Raw genomic sequence first — 15,113 nt, 5'->3', positions numbered from 1 at the left:
CTTGGAAATTCGAATTTTATTAGCTTATTTTGATTGGAGTGATTAATAATCTTCAATGGGTTTTAGATTTTTTTCAATTTCAACTCTACGGTCTTCTAAAAATGGAGGTAAAACTAATTTTTCACCCAGTGTTTCGATATCATCTCCATCGACAGTGAAACCTGGTCCATCAGTTGCGATTTCAAATAGAATCCCGTTTGATTCACGGAAATATAGGCTCTTAAAGTAGAAGCGATCCACTATGCCAGATGAATGGAAGCCACGTGCTCGTACCTGCTCTTCCCAAAAGATAAGCTCTTCTTCGTTTTTTACACGAATTGCCAAATGATGAATACTTCCACGGCCTGGTTTTTCAGATGGACCGTCTAAATATTTCACGACGATTTCTCCAAAAACCTCTCCTTTGATTGATTGAAAAATCGCTTCGTCATCTGTACGGCTTATCTCTGTATAGCCAAACATGTCTGTAAGTGTGCTTGCTAGTTTATCAAGTCTTCGTACTGTTATTTCTACAGAACCCATCCCTTGAATTTGATGCTCGGCAGGGACCTCTGATTTTTCCCAAGTTTGCCAGTGCCCTACTTTCGCACCGTTTGAGACAAGAAGTACCATACGTAAACCTTCAGGATCTTCAAAGTGAAAAGCTGGATAATTGGCATAAGTGGTAATGTCACTTTTGGTTACACCGTATTCCTCAAAACGTGCTTTCCAATAGAATAAACTTGCTTCTGATGGTACGAGTAAGCCAATTTTTGTGATGGCATTTGTACCGCGATAAGTTTTTCCTACTAGTGGAATTTCAAAAAATGATAGTTCAGTACCTGGGCTGCCTGTTTTATCTCCGTAAAATATGTGATACATCGATGGATCATCTTGGTTCACCGTTACTTTCACACGACGTAAACCAAGCACATGTCGGTAAAAATGATTATTTTGACTTGCGTTTTTTGTAATCATTGAAATGTGATGATGTCCTGGAATTTTATACATAGATCATTCCTCCATTATCAATTAACTAGTCAAGTGAAAAATAAAAAATTAACATCCTAGTATTTACCACAAGTAAATGGGGTCTTAATTCTCTAATTTATTTTCAGTATTTTTTTGTAGCTTAGTCATCAGCTTGTATAGTGTTTTTTGCTCATCCTCTGTTAAGCAGTCATTAAGAACGGAGGTTTGGAAGGTAAGTTGGTGTTCAAAAACCTCATGCATTTTATCTTCCCCTTTTGAAGTAAGGGCAATCCATTTAGTTTTCCAGTCCTGCTTACGCTGTATATATCCGTCTTGCTCAAGTCGAGTGAGCATACGTGAAATTCCGCCCTCCGACACAGTTACTTTAATAGCAAGTTGACTTTGCATGATAGGCTGGTAAGTAGAAATTTGATTTAATACATCAAACTGTGCAGCTGTGATACCATACTGTTTTAAGAATTCATTCGATAATAAATTACTTTGATGTGTAAAACGAGCAATACGCAACCAGATTAGTGAACCAAGTGTATTTTTTTTCAATATGACTCACTTCCTTTCGTAACTATCACTTTACACCTCAAGTGAAGAAAATGCAATAAAAATATCTCGAATTAAGAATATTTCTTGTGCATCTCTGGATTTTATGCTGAACTATTCTGGCTTAGAGGAGATTATGGAACGGCTTGGTACTGCCACGATGACACAACTAAGAATGTCTATCTTCACGTAACGAAAGAAATGAAAAAAGAGGCTTCCCATAAATTTGCACAATTAATGAGAAGCCTCTAATTCGGGAGAGAAATGTTAGCATTTGCAACATTTAGTGTGTCACCGTTGGTCACATTCTCTACATGCCTTGATACTTTTGTTAAGTTTGTTCAGTTTATAGCCAAAACAAAGAAGGCATAAACTCAACCTTCACACTTTGTTTCTCTCTTGATAAAAATCTAAAGCATCAAGATTTCTGCCATATTAGGCTAAAATCTCGATGCTGTTTCATCTATGCTGTTAAAAGAAGGAAGCTGCCTCAATTTTCATTTGAGACAGCCTCTTTTAATGACGAGGATATGCGATTTGGCATTCACTATCGGCATTAACAAGTAACTTTGATCGTTCCTGTATTTACAAACTAATGCTTGTTATGCTTTTGGAGGTGTTCCTTCAGCATTTGATACAACTACATCGATTTGAATTGAAGCACCTTCAGGTAATGCTGATACGCCAACTGTTCTTCGGGCAGGAACGCCGCCTGGGAAGAATGTTTTGTAAACTTCGTCTACTGCATCCATATCCGCGATATTTGTAAGGAAGATATTTACTTTAACGACATCGTCCATAACGTGGTCGATGCTTTCTACAATTGACTTAACATTTTTCAAGCACTGTTCAGCTTGCTCTTTTACACCACCAGCTACCAATTCACCAGTTTTTGCATCCAAAGGTAATTGAGCTGAAAGGTGATTGTAATGAGAGAACGCTACAGTTTGTGTAGATAGAGAACTCTTTGGTGCGTTATCAGTGTTGTTTGCCCAAATAACGATTCCATGTCTGTCTTCAACAGCTTGTGGAGGCGTACCGTCTCCGTGAGACACAACTGCTTCCATTTGTACCAAAGCATCCATAGGTAAAGCTGAAGCTGCAACTACTGTCCGTGCAGGGACAAATGCTACGGCCCTAGCGATAGCGGAGTCTGGGAAAAATGTTGAATACACTTCGTTTACCGCTTCAACATCCGAAAGGTCTTTAAGGAAGATCGTCATTTTAACAATATCGTCAAATGGAACGTCGATACTTTCTAAAATTGCCTTGATATTTTTTAAGCACTGTCCAGCCTGCTCTTTTACACCGCCTGCTACAAATCTGCCAGTTTTTGGATCGATCGGCAATTGAGCTGAAAGATAATTGTAATGAGAGAAAGCTACAGTTTGTGTAGATAGAGTACATGTAGGTGCATTCGCCGTGTTATTTGTAAGCTTTACAAGGTCGCCTGCTTGTGGTGCGTTTGGAATTGTACCTTCACCGTGTGAAAGAAGTGCTTCAATTTGTACCATAGCATCCATAGGTAAAGCTGCAACTGCAACTGTTGTACGTGCAGGAACATAGGTTGGGAAGAATGTTTTATAAACTTCGTCTACAGCGTCAACATCTTTGATATCCTTAACGAATACAGTAATTCTAACGACATCGCTCATAACATGATCGATGCTTTCTACAATTGCCTTGATATTTTTAAAGCACTGTTCTGCCTGCTCTTTTATACCACCAGCTACCAATTTACCAGTTTTGGGTTCGATAGGTAATTGAGCTGAAAGATTATTGTAATGAGAGAAAGCTACAGTTTGTGAATATAAACCGTTACCGTTTGGAGCATTTTCCGTATTTTTTGCTGATACTGCGTTATAGCCGCTCATGATAGTATTCCCCTTAGATGAATTTTTTAATATTTATAACTCAAGTATGCACTGAAAAATCCGGTTTAAACCGTTTTTAAGCAAGTGATGTTTTCGTTTAGCTTGCAGCCTATTTATATCAAGGCTTTAATGCCTGATTTCTGCTGCGAAACTTGAGTTAGTAACCCCTCGAGTGGTTAGGTTGCAATTATAGCAGGCTTTCTTCATTTTGACTACATGTTTCTTGTGAATTGCTGCACAATACCCGGAAGATGACAGTCCTGATTCTTGCCGTTTCACTTTTTCTTTACCAGTCTCGACACACACTCCACGTGTCTTGTGATTTTATATGTGTACGAGTTATCATTTTGACTAGGTCTACCTTCAGCAGGTCTTATTCTAACTGTTCCATCTCCGTCTACCAATTTAAATGCTGGATATACTTTATTTTTAGTATAACTACTAACCGTAATAGTATCTTTCCCAATAGTAATTCCTTTAATTCTAAAATAGTCACAACCTACAGGAAACTTGAACTCACTCGTAGCGTATTCTACTCCTGGAATATTTAAGAAGTTATCATCAATCCCAGACTAACTTCCTGGCTTCCATTTATCTTCTGGAATCATACCACCACTGTTATTGTTAGTTGGCTTTCCTGTGAACTTACTCCAATCTGGCTCTCCTAAATCTTTAACCGTTTGTTTTTCTATTCCATCTATTCCTACTATTTCATTGCACTTGACAGCTACCTGTTTACTAGTAGATTATCAGTATCACCGAGAGCCTCGGCTACCTTATCGGTATTACGACCAATGGCGACAACTTGGTTACATTCGGCAAGGGCAGTTTTTGCGAACTCCAAACCCATTCCACGTCCCGCGCCTGTATAAACTAAACTTTCTTAATGTCAGTCATATTTATTTCCTCCTAGATTCATTCTTCAATTTTATTTAAGAGCAACATCTTCATATACTTACATTGATGCGATATCGCACGGTTGTGTATAATGTGAAATGAAAACAGGATCTCTTCAATAATCAAATGAATACGATTTGTACCTTATCGTACAAGCGGATTAAAATTGGACAAAATTTTTTAAGAAAGTATGGTGATTACCATAAAGTCAACGGTGGATAGAAGAATACTTAAATCTCAAGAAGCAATAAAAAACGCATTTATTGAACTAATGTCAAAAAAAAATTTTGATAAAATTACGATACAGGAAATTTCCGATAAGGCAAATGTTGGACGAAGGACTTTCTATGACCACTACATGGATAAATATGATCTTCTGGATAAAATCACCGAAGAACATATCAACGAACTGAAAAGACTCTGCGAATCTGCATCTAATTTGACTTTTAAAGATGCGAATCTCACTGTATTCGAATACCTGCAAAGTAATTATTCATTCTTTTCTACTATGTTAGCAAGCAGTGGTGCGCCTTCTTTTCACAGTCGCTTCCTTGAGTTTGTTATCGAAGGGTTAAAGGAAGAGGTTGATATAACTCAAGGAAAAAATAAAGGATTAAGTAAAGATGTGATTCTTAAATTTTTTGGAACAGCTATTGTTGGAATGATGGAAACGTATTTCACGAATGAAATACCAGAACCACCCCAAGTGATAGCGGAACAAGTAGGGATTTTGTTGGACAGGAATCTTTAAACGACGATATTCTTACAAATAGCTTCATTTGAAAATATTAAAAGATGCAGAGATAGTTTATGTACGTAAGGAAGCAACAATGAATTTATATTATCTTGATCCATCAAGCAAGCTTATGAATCTAAAAATACTGATTAACAATATTGAAGAACTAATAAATGATAAGAGGAATGAGAATGAGGGGGAAACCTTAGGAAAACGATAATTACGGAAAATCGTGGAAAGTCGCCACTAAAAACTAGCAGACATCCAATGCCGACTATTGGAGAGAATGATGTTCTAACATAAATAGTTGCTGCAAGAAAAATAATTGCACAAGTTTAATCAATTTGTGCATTAAGGCACAAATCTTAGACTTTTGATTATTGAAAATATCCTGTTTTTATTTTAATTTATACACATATGTGTCATATTGCACCAATGTATTTTTTTCTAAGAACAGCAAATTTATATATCCGTTAGGAAAGGAATTTTGAAAAAATAATGATTTATGTATTCATCTTTTTCGTTATATTATGTGTTCTCATTTCATTGTTTATTAACTTATATCCAGCATTCGGCGGGAACCCTAGTAAATCACAAAATGAAGTGTATAAGAAGCTTGATAATTATGTCAAAGGCAAATTTGTCAATCAGGTTCCAACAAAATTGAATATGAGTTTATCGGATTACTTCTCTCTGATGAAGGAGTCTATTTCAGGTAGTAAAGATCGCAATCCTGCCGGACAAGTTTCTGTTTCAGAGATTGATTGGAACAAAATTAAAAGTGAAGAAGATAATTTAACTTGGTTTGGGCATTCAGCTTTTTTACTCAGTATCGATAACAAAAAGCTACTTGTAGACCCCATGTTAGGTCCAGTAGCATCACCCGTTTCTTTTGCTGGAAGCAAACGCTACAGTGAAGATATGCTGCATATTATTGATAGAATGCCGCCTATTGATGCCGTCTTTATTACCCATGATCATTACGATCACCTAGATTATCCATCCATTCGAAAGCTGAAGGATAAGGTCAGTCATTTCTTCGTTCCTTACGGTGTAAGTGCTCACTTGATCCGATGGGGAGTTGCAAAAGAAAAGATAACAGAATTTAATTGGTGGGATGAAACGGAGTTCCAAGGTTTAACGGTTGCATTCACTCCTTCCAAACACTTCTCTGGAAGAGGACTCTTTAATCGAGATACGACATTATGGGGTGGTTGGGTCATTCTTGGTAGAGGCACCCGTTTCTATACCAGTGGGGATGGTGGTTATGATACACATTTCAAGGAAATCGGGAAAAAATACGGACCTTTTGATATCTCTTTAATTGAAGGCGGTCAATACGACCGACGGTGGTCTTGGGTTCATATGACACCCGAACAAGCTGTACAGGCTGATTTAGATGTAAATGGGAAGAATATGATGTTAATTCATTGGGGTGCTTTTACGCTTGCTTATCACGGTTGGACAGAACCTATAGAACGCGCATTAGTAGAGGCAAAAAAAGCAGAGCTGAATCTTATTGCCCCCAAAATTGGTGAAACTGTTCGATTAACTGGAGAGCTATCTGTTCCTGTCTCATCATGGTGGAAAATGTAAATTGAGAAACACAGGGCATGGCTTACGACTTCACGGTACGCACAAACTGCAGCGCCTGCTTTAATAAACAATGAATTTGGCAAATAAATGGAAATATACATTTCTAATGATTTATCTCTTTCATCAGTTTCCCATTAATATTCATTTGTTGGTACTTGATGTTCTATGTCTAAATCTCTCCATTTATCAAAAACTATTGATCATGGCATAAATACTAATTTTAAAGCCCTCAACCAAAGAAAAGGTGAGGGCGTGTTTTGCGTTTTTATTTATCTAAATGCGCAATAGCGTAATCGGCTTCTTCTTTTGTAAATTTTTCACCGTACTCAGAGGTTAATTGGTCTCTTATCGGTTCAGGTGACATGACAAAAAATATAAAGAAAGAGGCCTCTAATAAGTTCGGCAACTTAGTGAAGACCTCTCAAAAAATCATATTAATTAATATTAGTCACTTTATCAGGCACTATTTAAGGTGTAAAGGCTTATAAACATTGATACAATAAGGTTTTACACCACACATTTTGAATAAAAGAGGCCATTAGGATGCTTGTTGTACAAGCATTTCATTCTTTTCCTAATATGATATATGAAAAGTCTAAAAGGTGGTGATAATTATGTCAGATAAAAATAGGAAGAAATCCTCACCAGCCTATGGCTATGTGACACTCACAGGTTCAGATTCAGGGACTATTCCGGTCAATCCAATGGAAAATGTAAGATTTAATCAACATGGGGCTTTGGAAAATATAAAGTTCTCCCAATCCAGCGGTACATTAACTGTTTTAGAATCAGGGGACTATAAGATAGAATATATTTTGCTCATTGGCGGCCCTAAGTCAACATCGGTATATGGTATATTCTTGAATCATTCTCCTGTTAGTCTCACTGACTATGGCATCACAAGGCAAGTGGATAATGCTATTCTTATGCTTACTGGACAGGCTATAATCCATATTCACCGTAACACCAAGATACATCTTAAAAATATAGGGCAAACTACTGATATCCTATTACCGTTTGTAATAGATGCAGGGGTAACTATTCCAGTTAATGCAGCATCATTATCGATTGAGAAACTTAGTTGATACCATCAAAATCGAGGCTCATTATAAACGGGGAGTTATATAGGGGCTGTTAACAAACAGCCTGTGTGGAATTCTTTGGGGCTATTGACAATCAAATAGGAAATTTGAACAACCTGTATAGAATTTTATTAAATACAGGTTTTTTATATTTTCATCCGAGCCAGGGAACCCATAAATGATAATGAGCCCATCGTTGAAAGACTAAAGCTTATCTTTTGGCGTTGTCATTAAACCCTTAAACGGATGATAAAGTAACGGTTCGGTGGACGAAAAAGAGAATCATACATGACAAGCGTATTTTAGGAGAGATTATCGACATTTTTTCAAATATCGATGTTGGTGGCAGTATAGCTAAAGAAAAAGATATATTAGGACGAGTATATGAATACTTTCTTGGGAAGTTTGCGGAAAACGAAGGAAAAGGTGGCGGTGATTTTTATACACCAAAAAGCGTCGTAACTCTCACGGCTGAAATGATTCAGCCATATAAAGGTTATGTATACAATCCTTGCTGTGGAAGCGGCGGGATGTTTGTCCAATCCTTAAAGTTCGTCGAACAACATTCAGGGAATACTTTTGATATACCTGAATTTCTCCATCTTGTCATTTGCCTATTAAAGCATATGCAGTTTCGCCCGCATATATCATGACAAGCACCATTGGCGTAACCAATTGAAACTAGCATCTAATGCACTATCAACAATTTGACCAATTTCAGGTTGCTTTGCTCTTTCAGCAATATATCCCCAACAAGCAGTTTCAGGTACCCAAAAAACTCCTTCTGCGGTATATGCATCACGATCTTCCGCAAAATCAGGATTAATCTGGCTACCCTATTTTCATCAAGACTGTGGAAAACAGAATGGCGCGGCTGCTGAAGCTGGCCGGCTTAAGTGCAGAGCTAACGCCTCACTCTTTGCGCCACACACATACATCGTTGTTAGCAGAAGCAAAGGTGGGATTGGAAGAGATTATGGACCGCTTAGGCCACTGTGATGACTAGACAACAAAAAACGTCTATCTGCACGTAACAAAAGAAATGAAAAAAGAGGCTTCCCACAAGTTTGCACAACTCATGAGAAACCTCTAATTTTAGGAGCGAAATGTTAGCAAGATGTTACCATTCCGCTCCCCTCTTACATAAAACCCTTATATATCAAGGGGTTCGGGGGATGATTACATCATGCCGCCCATCTTTTGAGGTAATTTCGCCATTTTTCGCACTGATTCAAAACGTGAATTTATTAACCATTTGTGATTCGTATTTTAATGTAAATCCCGTTTGCTTTCGGACCTTTTCGGAACTTTCGTGATTTTTGTGTGATTTTTTGTGATTTTTGCCTATCAAAAAAACTCTCCTTAAACAGCACTTCCAACCTGTTTTAATACGTCCATAATTAATGGTGAAACTTGAATAAGAATATATCCCAATCCGGCGTTTTGGATCATCGTCCACGCACGCTCTGCATTACCGAACATAAACAAGAAGCAAGCCCCAACAACCACCACACTTGCAATAGGGAAACTTAAAGTAACAAGAATATCAACGACTGGATCAAGCACATGTGCCAAGGTAGAAAGTGTTTGCTCTCCCATCCAAGCTTTTGCTCCAGCTTCCACCACAACAGGCGCCATCACTGGAACCGCATTAGTGGCCGCAAATGCCTTCATCGTGAATCCTAATGTACCAACAGCGCCGCAGGTAGCGATAGGAAGAATGGCAGCTGCTACTAATTGGGTTGCTTTTTTAGTTCTTTTTTTACGCCTTTCTTTTTCCTTCACCTTAAATTCACCAGATATAAATTCATGGAAGTTGATTACTTTTGTTTTTGCCATTTTCCCCACTCCTTAAAATAATGAGATGATAAAATAAACCATTGGTTCAAGGTGTTTAACAATATGGTGAAAAATATCTGACGTGTGATTGCAAGAAGTAAAGCCAAATAGTCTACTCATATGGTCCAGACCATGCGGAATAACCTTTCCAATGGATACAAGGATATTGTCAGCACTGTTGAAGTTGATTAGTTCTACACACTTATCAATTTTAAATTTATCGAGGTTCATGCTATTCCCTCCTATTGGATTTCATCCCACAAATAAACCTTTACCCTTAAGCCATGACACATCGATTCAATTCTCTTTTTTCTATATGGGGTGGTAGTAACCCACACTAATGTAAAATGTGGATTATATGTGGATAACTGCAAATACCTTTTAATTTTTGCGACATTTTTGACCATAGATTGTTTATGATCAATTTCAATAAAGTGGTGGATTTTATTGGAGATAAAGGCTGCGTCAGAAATAATATTTACGTTAGATTGAGGTATAGTTATTTTCACTTCATTTTTCCAAGTAGATGGACGGCCTAGTAATATGAAAAGATCGTTTCGCATTAGATAGTGATTTATCATTGCTGTTTTTTTACGAACCTTTTTTGCCTGGATTAGTTCCCGGCCGGCCGAATTTAGGTAATAAACCTTTTTCTTTGCTTCTATTAAGAAAGATAAATATTGATTCATATTACTGAGAATCCGTTGAGCGTTTCTTGTTTGACCTAAGTTATGAATTTTTTGAAGTTGCTCCCTAGAAAGATAATCACATTTCCTCAAGCTTAAAAGAATGGCTTCCTCCCTTTTCTCCTTCTCGCTTCTCAAAGGATGTTTCCTCCTTATTTGCCTTTATTATTATGTTAGGCTTAATAATCTTTTCAATCGTCTCATTATCGATAAACGGAGTCTGGACAATTTGCACGCCATCTGGTGTTTTGTAAATAGCGCGCCCCGGAACAGGTAATGATTCTGCCCCAGATTCGTCCAAAACGACCCGGGACGCTATGGCATCACGTAATTTATAAGTAATAACAGTATCGCAATTTTGCTTTATTTGCTTGTTCATCACATCAGCCGTAGGGTATTGGCTGCAATAAATTAATCTATACCCTAATCCAGCTCCAATTCGCGCTATTTCCGAGAGCGCTTCTTCGCACTTACGGGCTTTTTCTTTTTCTTCTTTCCCCGTGATGATATTTGGGCTGATTTGCGCTGCTTCATCAACAACAATGAAATGTCGAGTATCAATCCCAGCTTCTTTAATGTCTTCGCATCCATTTTTATCAAACCATCCTTTCATTTCATCCATTTCTTTTTTCACTTGAGTCAACGCTACTAGGGCACTATCCAAGTCGGTAGCAACTGTCTCAACTTGTTTTGCATCCTTAAACCGCGAAAATGCCAAACCGCCTTTTAGATCGATGAGTGTAAGTTTTGTATTTTCAGGGTTCTGATGTGTAAGGGTAGTAATCAAAAGTTTTAGAAATACTGTCTTACCTTTCCTAGTTGCACCGGCTAAAGTTATATGGCCACGTTCCATGTCGTGATGGATAAATCCATATCTCGTTTGGCCAAGTGGTACTTCCCAATCGATACATTTTCCCAACATTTCATTCTGAAAAGGAAGATTAACTGGTAATGGATTACTTAACACTCTTATGTGAAGCATGCCGTCATACGAAAGTTCAATGTCCTTTTGAAGATGCTTCCGATTCCTAATAATGGCTTTGATTTGTCTAATCACATTTTCATGGAAATTTATTTGTTTCAAGTCCTTGATTTCAAAAGCTGACCTTTTATTATTGAGACCGTCCCTTAAATGATTAATCTTTTTTTCGAAATCATTAAATGAAAGTCCCAATGGAATTCTGTACACATACTCCGTTCCCCACTCATGTCTTTGCTTCCTAAATAACTGAATTGTTTTAAGATCATCTTCCTCTTTCACGGTCAATCCGCAATTTAGGCAGATCCTTTGAATTTTATCCGCATCCGAGAGACCCGACTTTTTCAAATAAGAATATCCAACAAGCCCACCCATTACTAATGATGTTGATATTTCAAACAACACACGCCACTCCTCCTTTTTATTTATTTGATAAATAGTTGCAGGGAAAACGCATCGAACACTTAGCATGAATTCCCTTGTCATTGTGGGGTATTTTGCAAATTCGATTATTCGTTTTCTGATTCACCTGGCGAATTTTCAAACGCATAGGGTGAACGAATAGTATCGCGAACACTTTCGGGTATTGATAAATGATTATTCTAGACGGTTTGTCCACTATTACCATTTTTTTCACGCGTTTAACTTTTGGTAAATGTGGACAAAATGTGGATAAAAAATGATGAGGTGAGTATGATGTTTGGATTAGGTAAAAAACGTAGTAAGTTTGGTAAATGGTTAGACAAAATAGACATTACACAAGGCGAACTTGCTAAGAAGGCTGGGGTTGGGGATATGACAATATCGAGGATTTGTAATGACAATGAATATCTGCCAAAGTATGAAACAATTAACAAGATAAAAAAAGCATTGAAGCAACTTGGTCATAATGCTCCAGATGATTTATGGATGTAAATAATAAAGGCTCCGCATTAAGTAGCGGAGCTTTCCTTTTGATCGATTAGGTGTAGTGTTCTTGGCCGTCCGATTTCCCAATCAACTAATCCTTTTTTCCGTAATGATTCCAGGTGCCCCTTAATTGTGGAGGCCGAAACCAGATTTACCAAACTAGCTATCTCACGATAAGAAGGCGGGTAACCATGTTGAGCAATAAATGACTTAATGACAGCGAGTATATCCAATTGTTTTTTGGTTATTTTACACATAATTGATACCTCTTCCATATTGGAATGTTAACTAAAATTCCAAGCGCTTGGAAATGTTAAAGCATTGTCAACTTGCAGAAACATTCCTTTGTTCTTCAATTATTTTAATTTCTCGTGGTTTCTTATTCTGCCACTCAATCACGCCTTTTTCCTGCAGCTTATTTAAATATTTAAGCACGGTGCTGGTTGAAGTGATACTCGCCTTCTTCGCTATTTCTCTAACCGTTGGAGAATAATTATACTTTTTCCAATATTGTTTTATGATGCTCAAAATTTCTTCTTCCCGTTGCTTGGTTCTTTCTTTCACAGAAATTCCTAGTTCTCCATAATACATTAGCTATGCCCCCTTATAATAATTTTTGCGGACAGGTCCAATCGATAAAATGTTTGAAAACTTAAAAGTCCGTCGCTTGTGTCTTAACATGCATAAAGCACGAATGGATCCATCAGATATATCAAGAACCTTTATCCTTCGCTGAGATAACTCCCCCTTTTCGGACATGTAAATCATTTCAAGCACTTCTCCGGTTTCCAGTGCTCTATTTAGCAAAACATTCATCGACAAGACCCCCTTTATCGAACCCTTGTTCCTATTATAAACCAAACAAATGTTCCTGTAAATAGATGGGTATTTGTAACAAATAAGTCATAAAGTCGAATAGGCTTTTAATATTAATTGTCGAATTTAGGAAATAAAGGAGATGATAAAAATGTGGCTTTTATTACCGTGGTGGATACGCGAATTTTGGTACTGGCTTTATTATTATCGTAGAGGAAAAATTAAATATGTAGTTTTTGATTATGGAGATACATATATGGCTGCTGCATCTGACGGACAATGGACTGTAACGAATTGCTACGGCAGCACACCTGAACAAGCGAAGGAAATGGCGACTGTTAGACTAAAACTAGCGTTAAACAGAGAAGAAAAGGAGCAGGAACTGGTTCACGAGGGAGAAGGATTTGCTCTATATAGAGAAAAGAAATAAGTATTGCCCCTCGTGATTGAGGGGTTTTTGTACTTATTCACTAGTGCTTTGTAAAAGTATTGGAAATTGACAAATATGGTGGTATGATAAACTTTGACAAAATCTATCAGAAAAATACAAAAAAATACACGTCCCACATAAGAACGTGTTAGGCTCAGTCGCCTTTTTAAATAAAATTCACTATTAATCTATCATAGAATACATAGAAATGTCTAGACTGAGCCCTTTTAGCTTTATTTTATATTAGAAAGCATACTGGGGGGATTTTGAATGACCGGCTATATGGATTTAAGCGAACAACAGCTCAAGAATCTATTTTTCTTTCTAGACAAAGTTGGAGGTAATCACTTCAATATTTTAAAAGAAAAGTTCAATGTAAAGCTTGGAGGCTCTTTAAAAGAAAAGAGAGACAAAGTTATTCACGCATTAATGATGCATGAAATTAACTTTGATTACTTTATTTCCTGGCTTAATCATTTACACATGAACGGTAACAACACCGTTTATATTTTTGAACCTGAGTTAGATAATGTTCTCCAAAAAAATCCCATTGACGCATTAAGCAGAAAAATAAAAAAGTTGACCGGTGATATTTTGGAAACCAGTATTGATCAGGTTAAAGGCCTTAAAATAATCCATACTTTTGAGGATGAAATCAAAGAGCAAATCATCATAACTCTTGCTGCCCCAGCATACCTTTCTTTAAAGGATGAGGATAACAATCCTTACTTAGAACAAGATGTTTATCTAGGTTATTTGGTGGTAGATTATAAATTAAATCACTTTAGGCTCTCCTTGCACCCTACCCACAATATCCATTCTGTTAATAATATTAGCAAGGATAAAACTGGTTGGGATAGTATCGCATTAACATTTATGGACTTTTTCAAGAAAAAAATATTAGCTTTTAATTACAACAATCCTGATTGGATTCTTAATGCAATGGCGGAAATTGTTGATGAGTATTTTGATCACAACAACCCTCTAATAGTGAAAAAATTATCAGACTTTAAGAAAACACAGATGCCGGAGCTTGTAAAAATATTAATTTCAAAAGAGAACGGTTTTAATAAAGATAGTTTTATCAAAAGGTTTGAAAGGTCTTTAATCAACAGCTACGAATCAGAGTTAATTGAAATTTACAAGCAAGTCCAAAAAGAAAAGCCTTTTTCTATTTTCTTTCATGAAGCTGGAAAAGGAATTGTATCTTTTATGGCGAATTCTAATGGTAAGCCTCTCAACTATGCCGATTCGAGAATAATTGTTAAAATGATGATGGAGAACACGATGGTATCATCATTGGGTATTACTTATTCTGAAAATGGGAAAGATTATCCATATAAGATTTCCAAAGCTTATAATTTTATTTCTTTAAAGAGGGTCAATAACTCTGGGACCCCAAAGGAGATAGTTGACGATGTTTTATCTAACCTTATTAAATATAAACCAAACGGAGAATTTGAAGATTTCTCCGATACAATTACAGAATCTGAGTGACCTTCTAACAATTCTCCGGGAAAACGAAAGTGTCTCTCCATATTATTTATCAAGAAATACAAAAATACCGATTCGCCAAATTGTTACCATTTTAAATTCTATGGTAGAGAGATCAATGATAAAAGTTAACTTTGTTGTTAAATGCAATAACTTGGACCCAGACTTAGTCCACGGGTATGAATTTGAAGATGAAGATGACATGATCGATTTTTTAAGAAAAAATGAAGAATGTCAGCATTGTACTTCTGCGTTATCAAAAAATG

The 15,113-nt window shown here is 36.8% G+C and carries 17 protein-coding genes and 2 pseudogenes; 8 read left to right on the top strand and 11 right to left on the bottom strand.

From position 1 onward, the window contains the following. Nucleotides 1–42: 42 nt before the first annotated feature. The 3 genes from ACFVSW_RS20395 to ACFVSW_RS20385 all read right to left on the bottom strand — a co-directional run bounded on the left by ACFVSW_RS20395 (nucleotide 43) and on the right by ACFVSW_RS20385 (nucleotide 3,383). A complete protein-coding gene (locus ACFVSW_RS20395) occupies nucleotides 43–990 on the bottom strand; it encodes a ring-cleaving dioxygenase (RefSeq protein ID WP_387318446.1) in 948 nt (315 codons plus the stop codon). A gap of 84 nt (nucleotides 991–1,074) precedes the next feature. Continuing rightward, nucleotides 1,075–1,512 carry a MarR family winged helix-turn-helix transcriptional regulator gene (locus ACFVSW_RS20390; RefSeq protein WP_387318445.1) on the bottom strand — a complete coding sequence of 146 codons (438 nt, stop codon included), beginning with the start codon at nucleotides 1,510–1,512 and terminating at the stop codon, nucleotides 1,075–1,077. Between the two features lie 599 nt (nucleotides 1,513–2,111). Next, entirely contained in the window at nucleotides 2,112–3,383 is a 1,272-nt protein-coding gene (locus ACFVSW_RS20385; RefSeq protein WP_387318444.1) for a RidA family protein, read from the bottom strand. 1,087 nt (nucleotides 3,384–4,470) lie between these two features. Between ACFVSW_RS20385 and ACFVSW_RS20380 the strand changes: the two genes are divergently transcribed. Beyond that, nucleotides 4,471–5,031, top strand: a complete 561-nt coding sequence (locus ACFVSW_RS20380) for a TetR/AcrR family transcriptional regulator (protein WP_387318443.1) — start codon at nucleotides 4,471–4,473, stop codon at nucleotides 5,029–5,031. 483 nt (nucleotides 5,032–5,514) lie between these two features. Further along, on the top strand, nucleotides 5,515–6,612 hold the full coding sequence (locus ACFVSW_RS20375) for an MBL fold metallo-hydrolase (protein ID WP_387318442.1): 1,098 nt from the start codon (nucleotides 5,515–5,517) through the stop codon (nucleotides 6,610–6,612). A gap of 265 nt (nucleotides 6,613–6,877) precedes the next feature. Here the strand turns inward: ACFVSW_RS20375 and ACFVSW_RS20370 are convergent, their stop codons facing one another. Further along, on the bottom strand, nucleotides 6,878–7,018 hold the full coding sequence (locus tag ACFVSW_RS20370) for an Ltp family lipoprotein (protein WP_387318441.1): 141 nt from the start codon (nucleotides 7,016–7,018) through the stop codon (nucleotides 6,878–6,880). Between the two features lie 208 nt (nucleotides 7,019–7,226). On the opposite strand from ACFVSW_RS20370, the gene ACFVSW_RS20365 reads away from it, so the two are divergent. The 3 genes and pseudogenes from ACFVSW_RS20365 to ACFVSW_RS20355 form a co-directional block, all read left to right on the top strand. Beyond that, nucleotides 7,227–7,697, top strand: a complete 471-nt coding sequence (locus ACFVSW_RS20365; protein WP_387318440.1) for a hypothetical protein — start codon at nucleotides 7,227–7,229, stop codon at nucleotides 7,695–7,697. 287 nt (nucleotides 7,698–7,984) lie between these two features. Then, nucleotides 7,985–8,281 (top strand): annotated as a pseudogene (locus tag ACFVSW_RS20360) (HsdM family class I SAM-dependent methyltransferase); the annotation flags it as partial. 242 nt (nucleotides 8,282–8,523) lie between these two features. Continuing rightward, nucleotides 8,524–8,787 (top strand): annotated as a pseudogene (locus ACFVSW_RS20355) (tyrosine-type recombinase/integrase); the annotation flags it as partial. A 269-nt stretch (nucleotides 8,788–9,056) separates the two neighbouring features. On the opposite strand, the gene ACFVSW_RS20350 reads toward ACFVSW_RS20355, so the two are convergent. The 4 genes from ACFVSW_RS20350 to ACFVSW_RS20335 are packed head-to-tail and all read right to left on the bottom strand — an operon-like array spanning nucleotide 9,057 to nucleotide 11,603. Then, nucleotides 9,057–9,533, bottom strand: a complete 477-nt coding sequence (locus tag ACFVSW_RS20350) for a hypothetical protein (protein WP_387318439.1) — start codon at nucleotides 9,531–9,533, stop codon at nucleotides 9,057–9,059. Between the two features lie 12 nt (nucleotides 9,534–9,545). Beyond that, a complete protein-coding gene (locus ACFVSW_RS20345; protein ID WP_387318438.1) occupies nucleotides 9,546–9,764 on the bottom strand; it encodes a hypothetical protein in 219 nt (72 codons plus the stop codon). A gap of 11 nt (nucleotides 9,765–9,775) precedes the next feature. After that, entirely contained in the window at nucleotides 9,776–10,357 is a 582-nt protein-coding gene (locus tag ACFVSW_RS20340) for a replication-relaxation family protein (protein ID WP_387318437.1), read from the bottom strand. Next, complete coding sequence (locus tag ACFVSW_RS20335; protein WP_387318436.1) at nucleotides 10,299–11,603, bottom strand: FtsK/SpoIIIE domain-containing protein; 1,305 nt, start codon at nucleotides 11,601–11,603, stop codon at nucleotides 10,299–10,301. Before ACFVSW_RS20335 ends, ACFVSW_RS20340 begins: the two co-directional genes overlap by 59 nt. Before the next feature lie 291 nt (nucleotides 11,604–11,894). Between ACFVSW_RS20335 and ACFVSW_RS20330 the strand changes: the two genes are divergently transcribed. After that, the gene (locus tag ACFVSW_RS20330) at nucleotides 11,895–12,113 is read left to right on the top strand and encodes a helix-turn-helix transcriptional regulator (protein ID WP_387318435.1); all 219 of its coding nucleotides are present in this window, start codon (nucleotides 11,895–11,897) and stop codon (nucleotides 12,111–12,113) included. 17 nt (nucleotides 12,114–12,130) lie between these two features. On the opposite strand, the gene ACFVSW_RS20325 is transcribed toward ACFVSW_RS20330, so the two are convergent. From ACFVSW_RS20325 to ACFVSW_RS20315, 3 genes are all read right to left on the bottom strand, one after another. Then, complete coding sequence (locus ACFVSW_RS20325) at nucleotides 12,131–12,364, bottom strand: LexA family protein (protein WP_387318434.1); 234 nt, start codon at nucleotides 12,362–12,364, stop codon at nucleotides 12,131–12,133. A 67-nt stretch (nucleotides 12,365–12,431) separates the two neighbouring features. Further along, entirely contained in the window at nucleotides 12,432–12,698 is a 267-nt protein-coding gene (locus ACFVSW_RS20320) for a LexA family protein (RefSeq protein WP_387318433.1), read from the bottom strand. A 3-nt stretch (nucleotides 12,699–12,701) separates the two neighbouring features. After that, on the bottom strand, nucleotides 12,702–12,923 hold the full coding sequence (locus tag ACFVSW_RS20315) for a WYL domain-containing protein (protein WP_387318432.1): 222 nt from the start codon (nucleotides 12,921–12,923) through the stop codon (nucleotides 12,702–12,704). Between the two features lie 151 nt (nucleotides 12,924–13,074). On the opposite strand from ACFVSW_RS20315, the gene ACFVSW_RS20310 reads away from it, so the two are divergent. Together ACFVSW_RS20310 and ACFVSW_RS20305 are read left to right on the top strand one after the other, a co-directional pair. Continuing rightward, complete coding sequence (locus tag ACFVSW_RS20310; RefSeq protein ID WP_387318431.1) at nucleotides 13,075–13,353, top strand: hypothetical protein; 279 nt, start codon at nucleotides 13,075–13,077, stop codon at nucleotides 13,351–13,353. A 270-nt stretch (nucleotides 13,354–13,623) separates the two neighbouring features. Beyond that, nucleotides 13,624–14,850 carry a hypothetical protein gene (locus ACFVSW_RS20305; protein ID WP_387318430.1) on the top strand — a complete coding sequence of 409 codons (1,227 nt, stop codon included), beginning with the start codon at nucleotides 13,624–13,626 and terminating at the stop codon, nucleotides 14,848–14,850. Nucleotides 14,851–15,113: the final 263 nt, after the last annotated feature.

The organism is Neobacillus sp. NPDC058068, from assembly GCF_042885335.1.
Taxonomy (GTDB): domain Bacteria; phylum Bacillota; class Bacilli; order Bacillales; family Cytobacillaceae; genus Neobacillus.
This window is presented reverse-complemented; position numbering and strand designations above follow the sequence as displayed.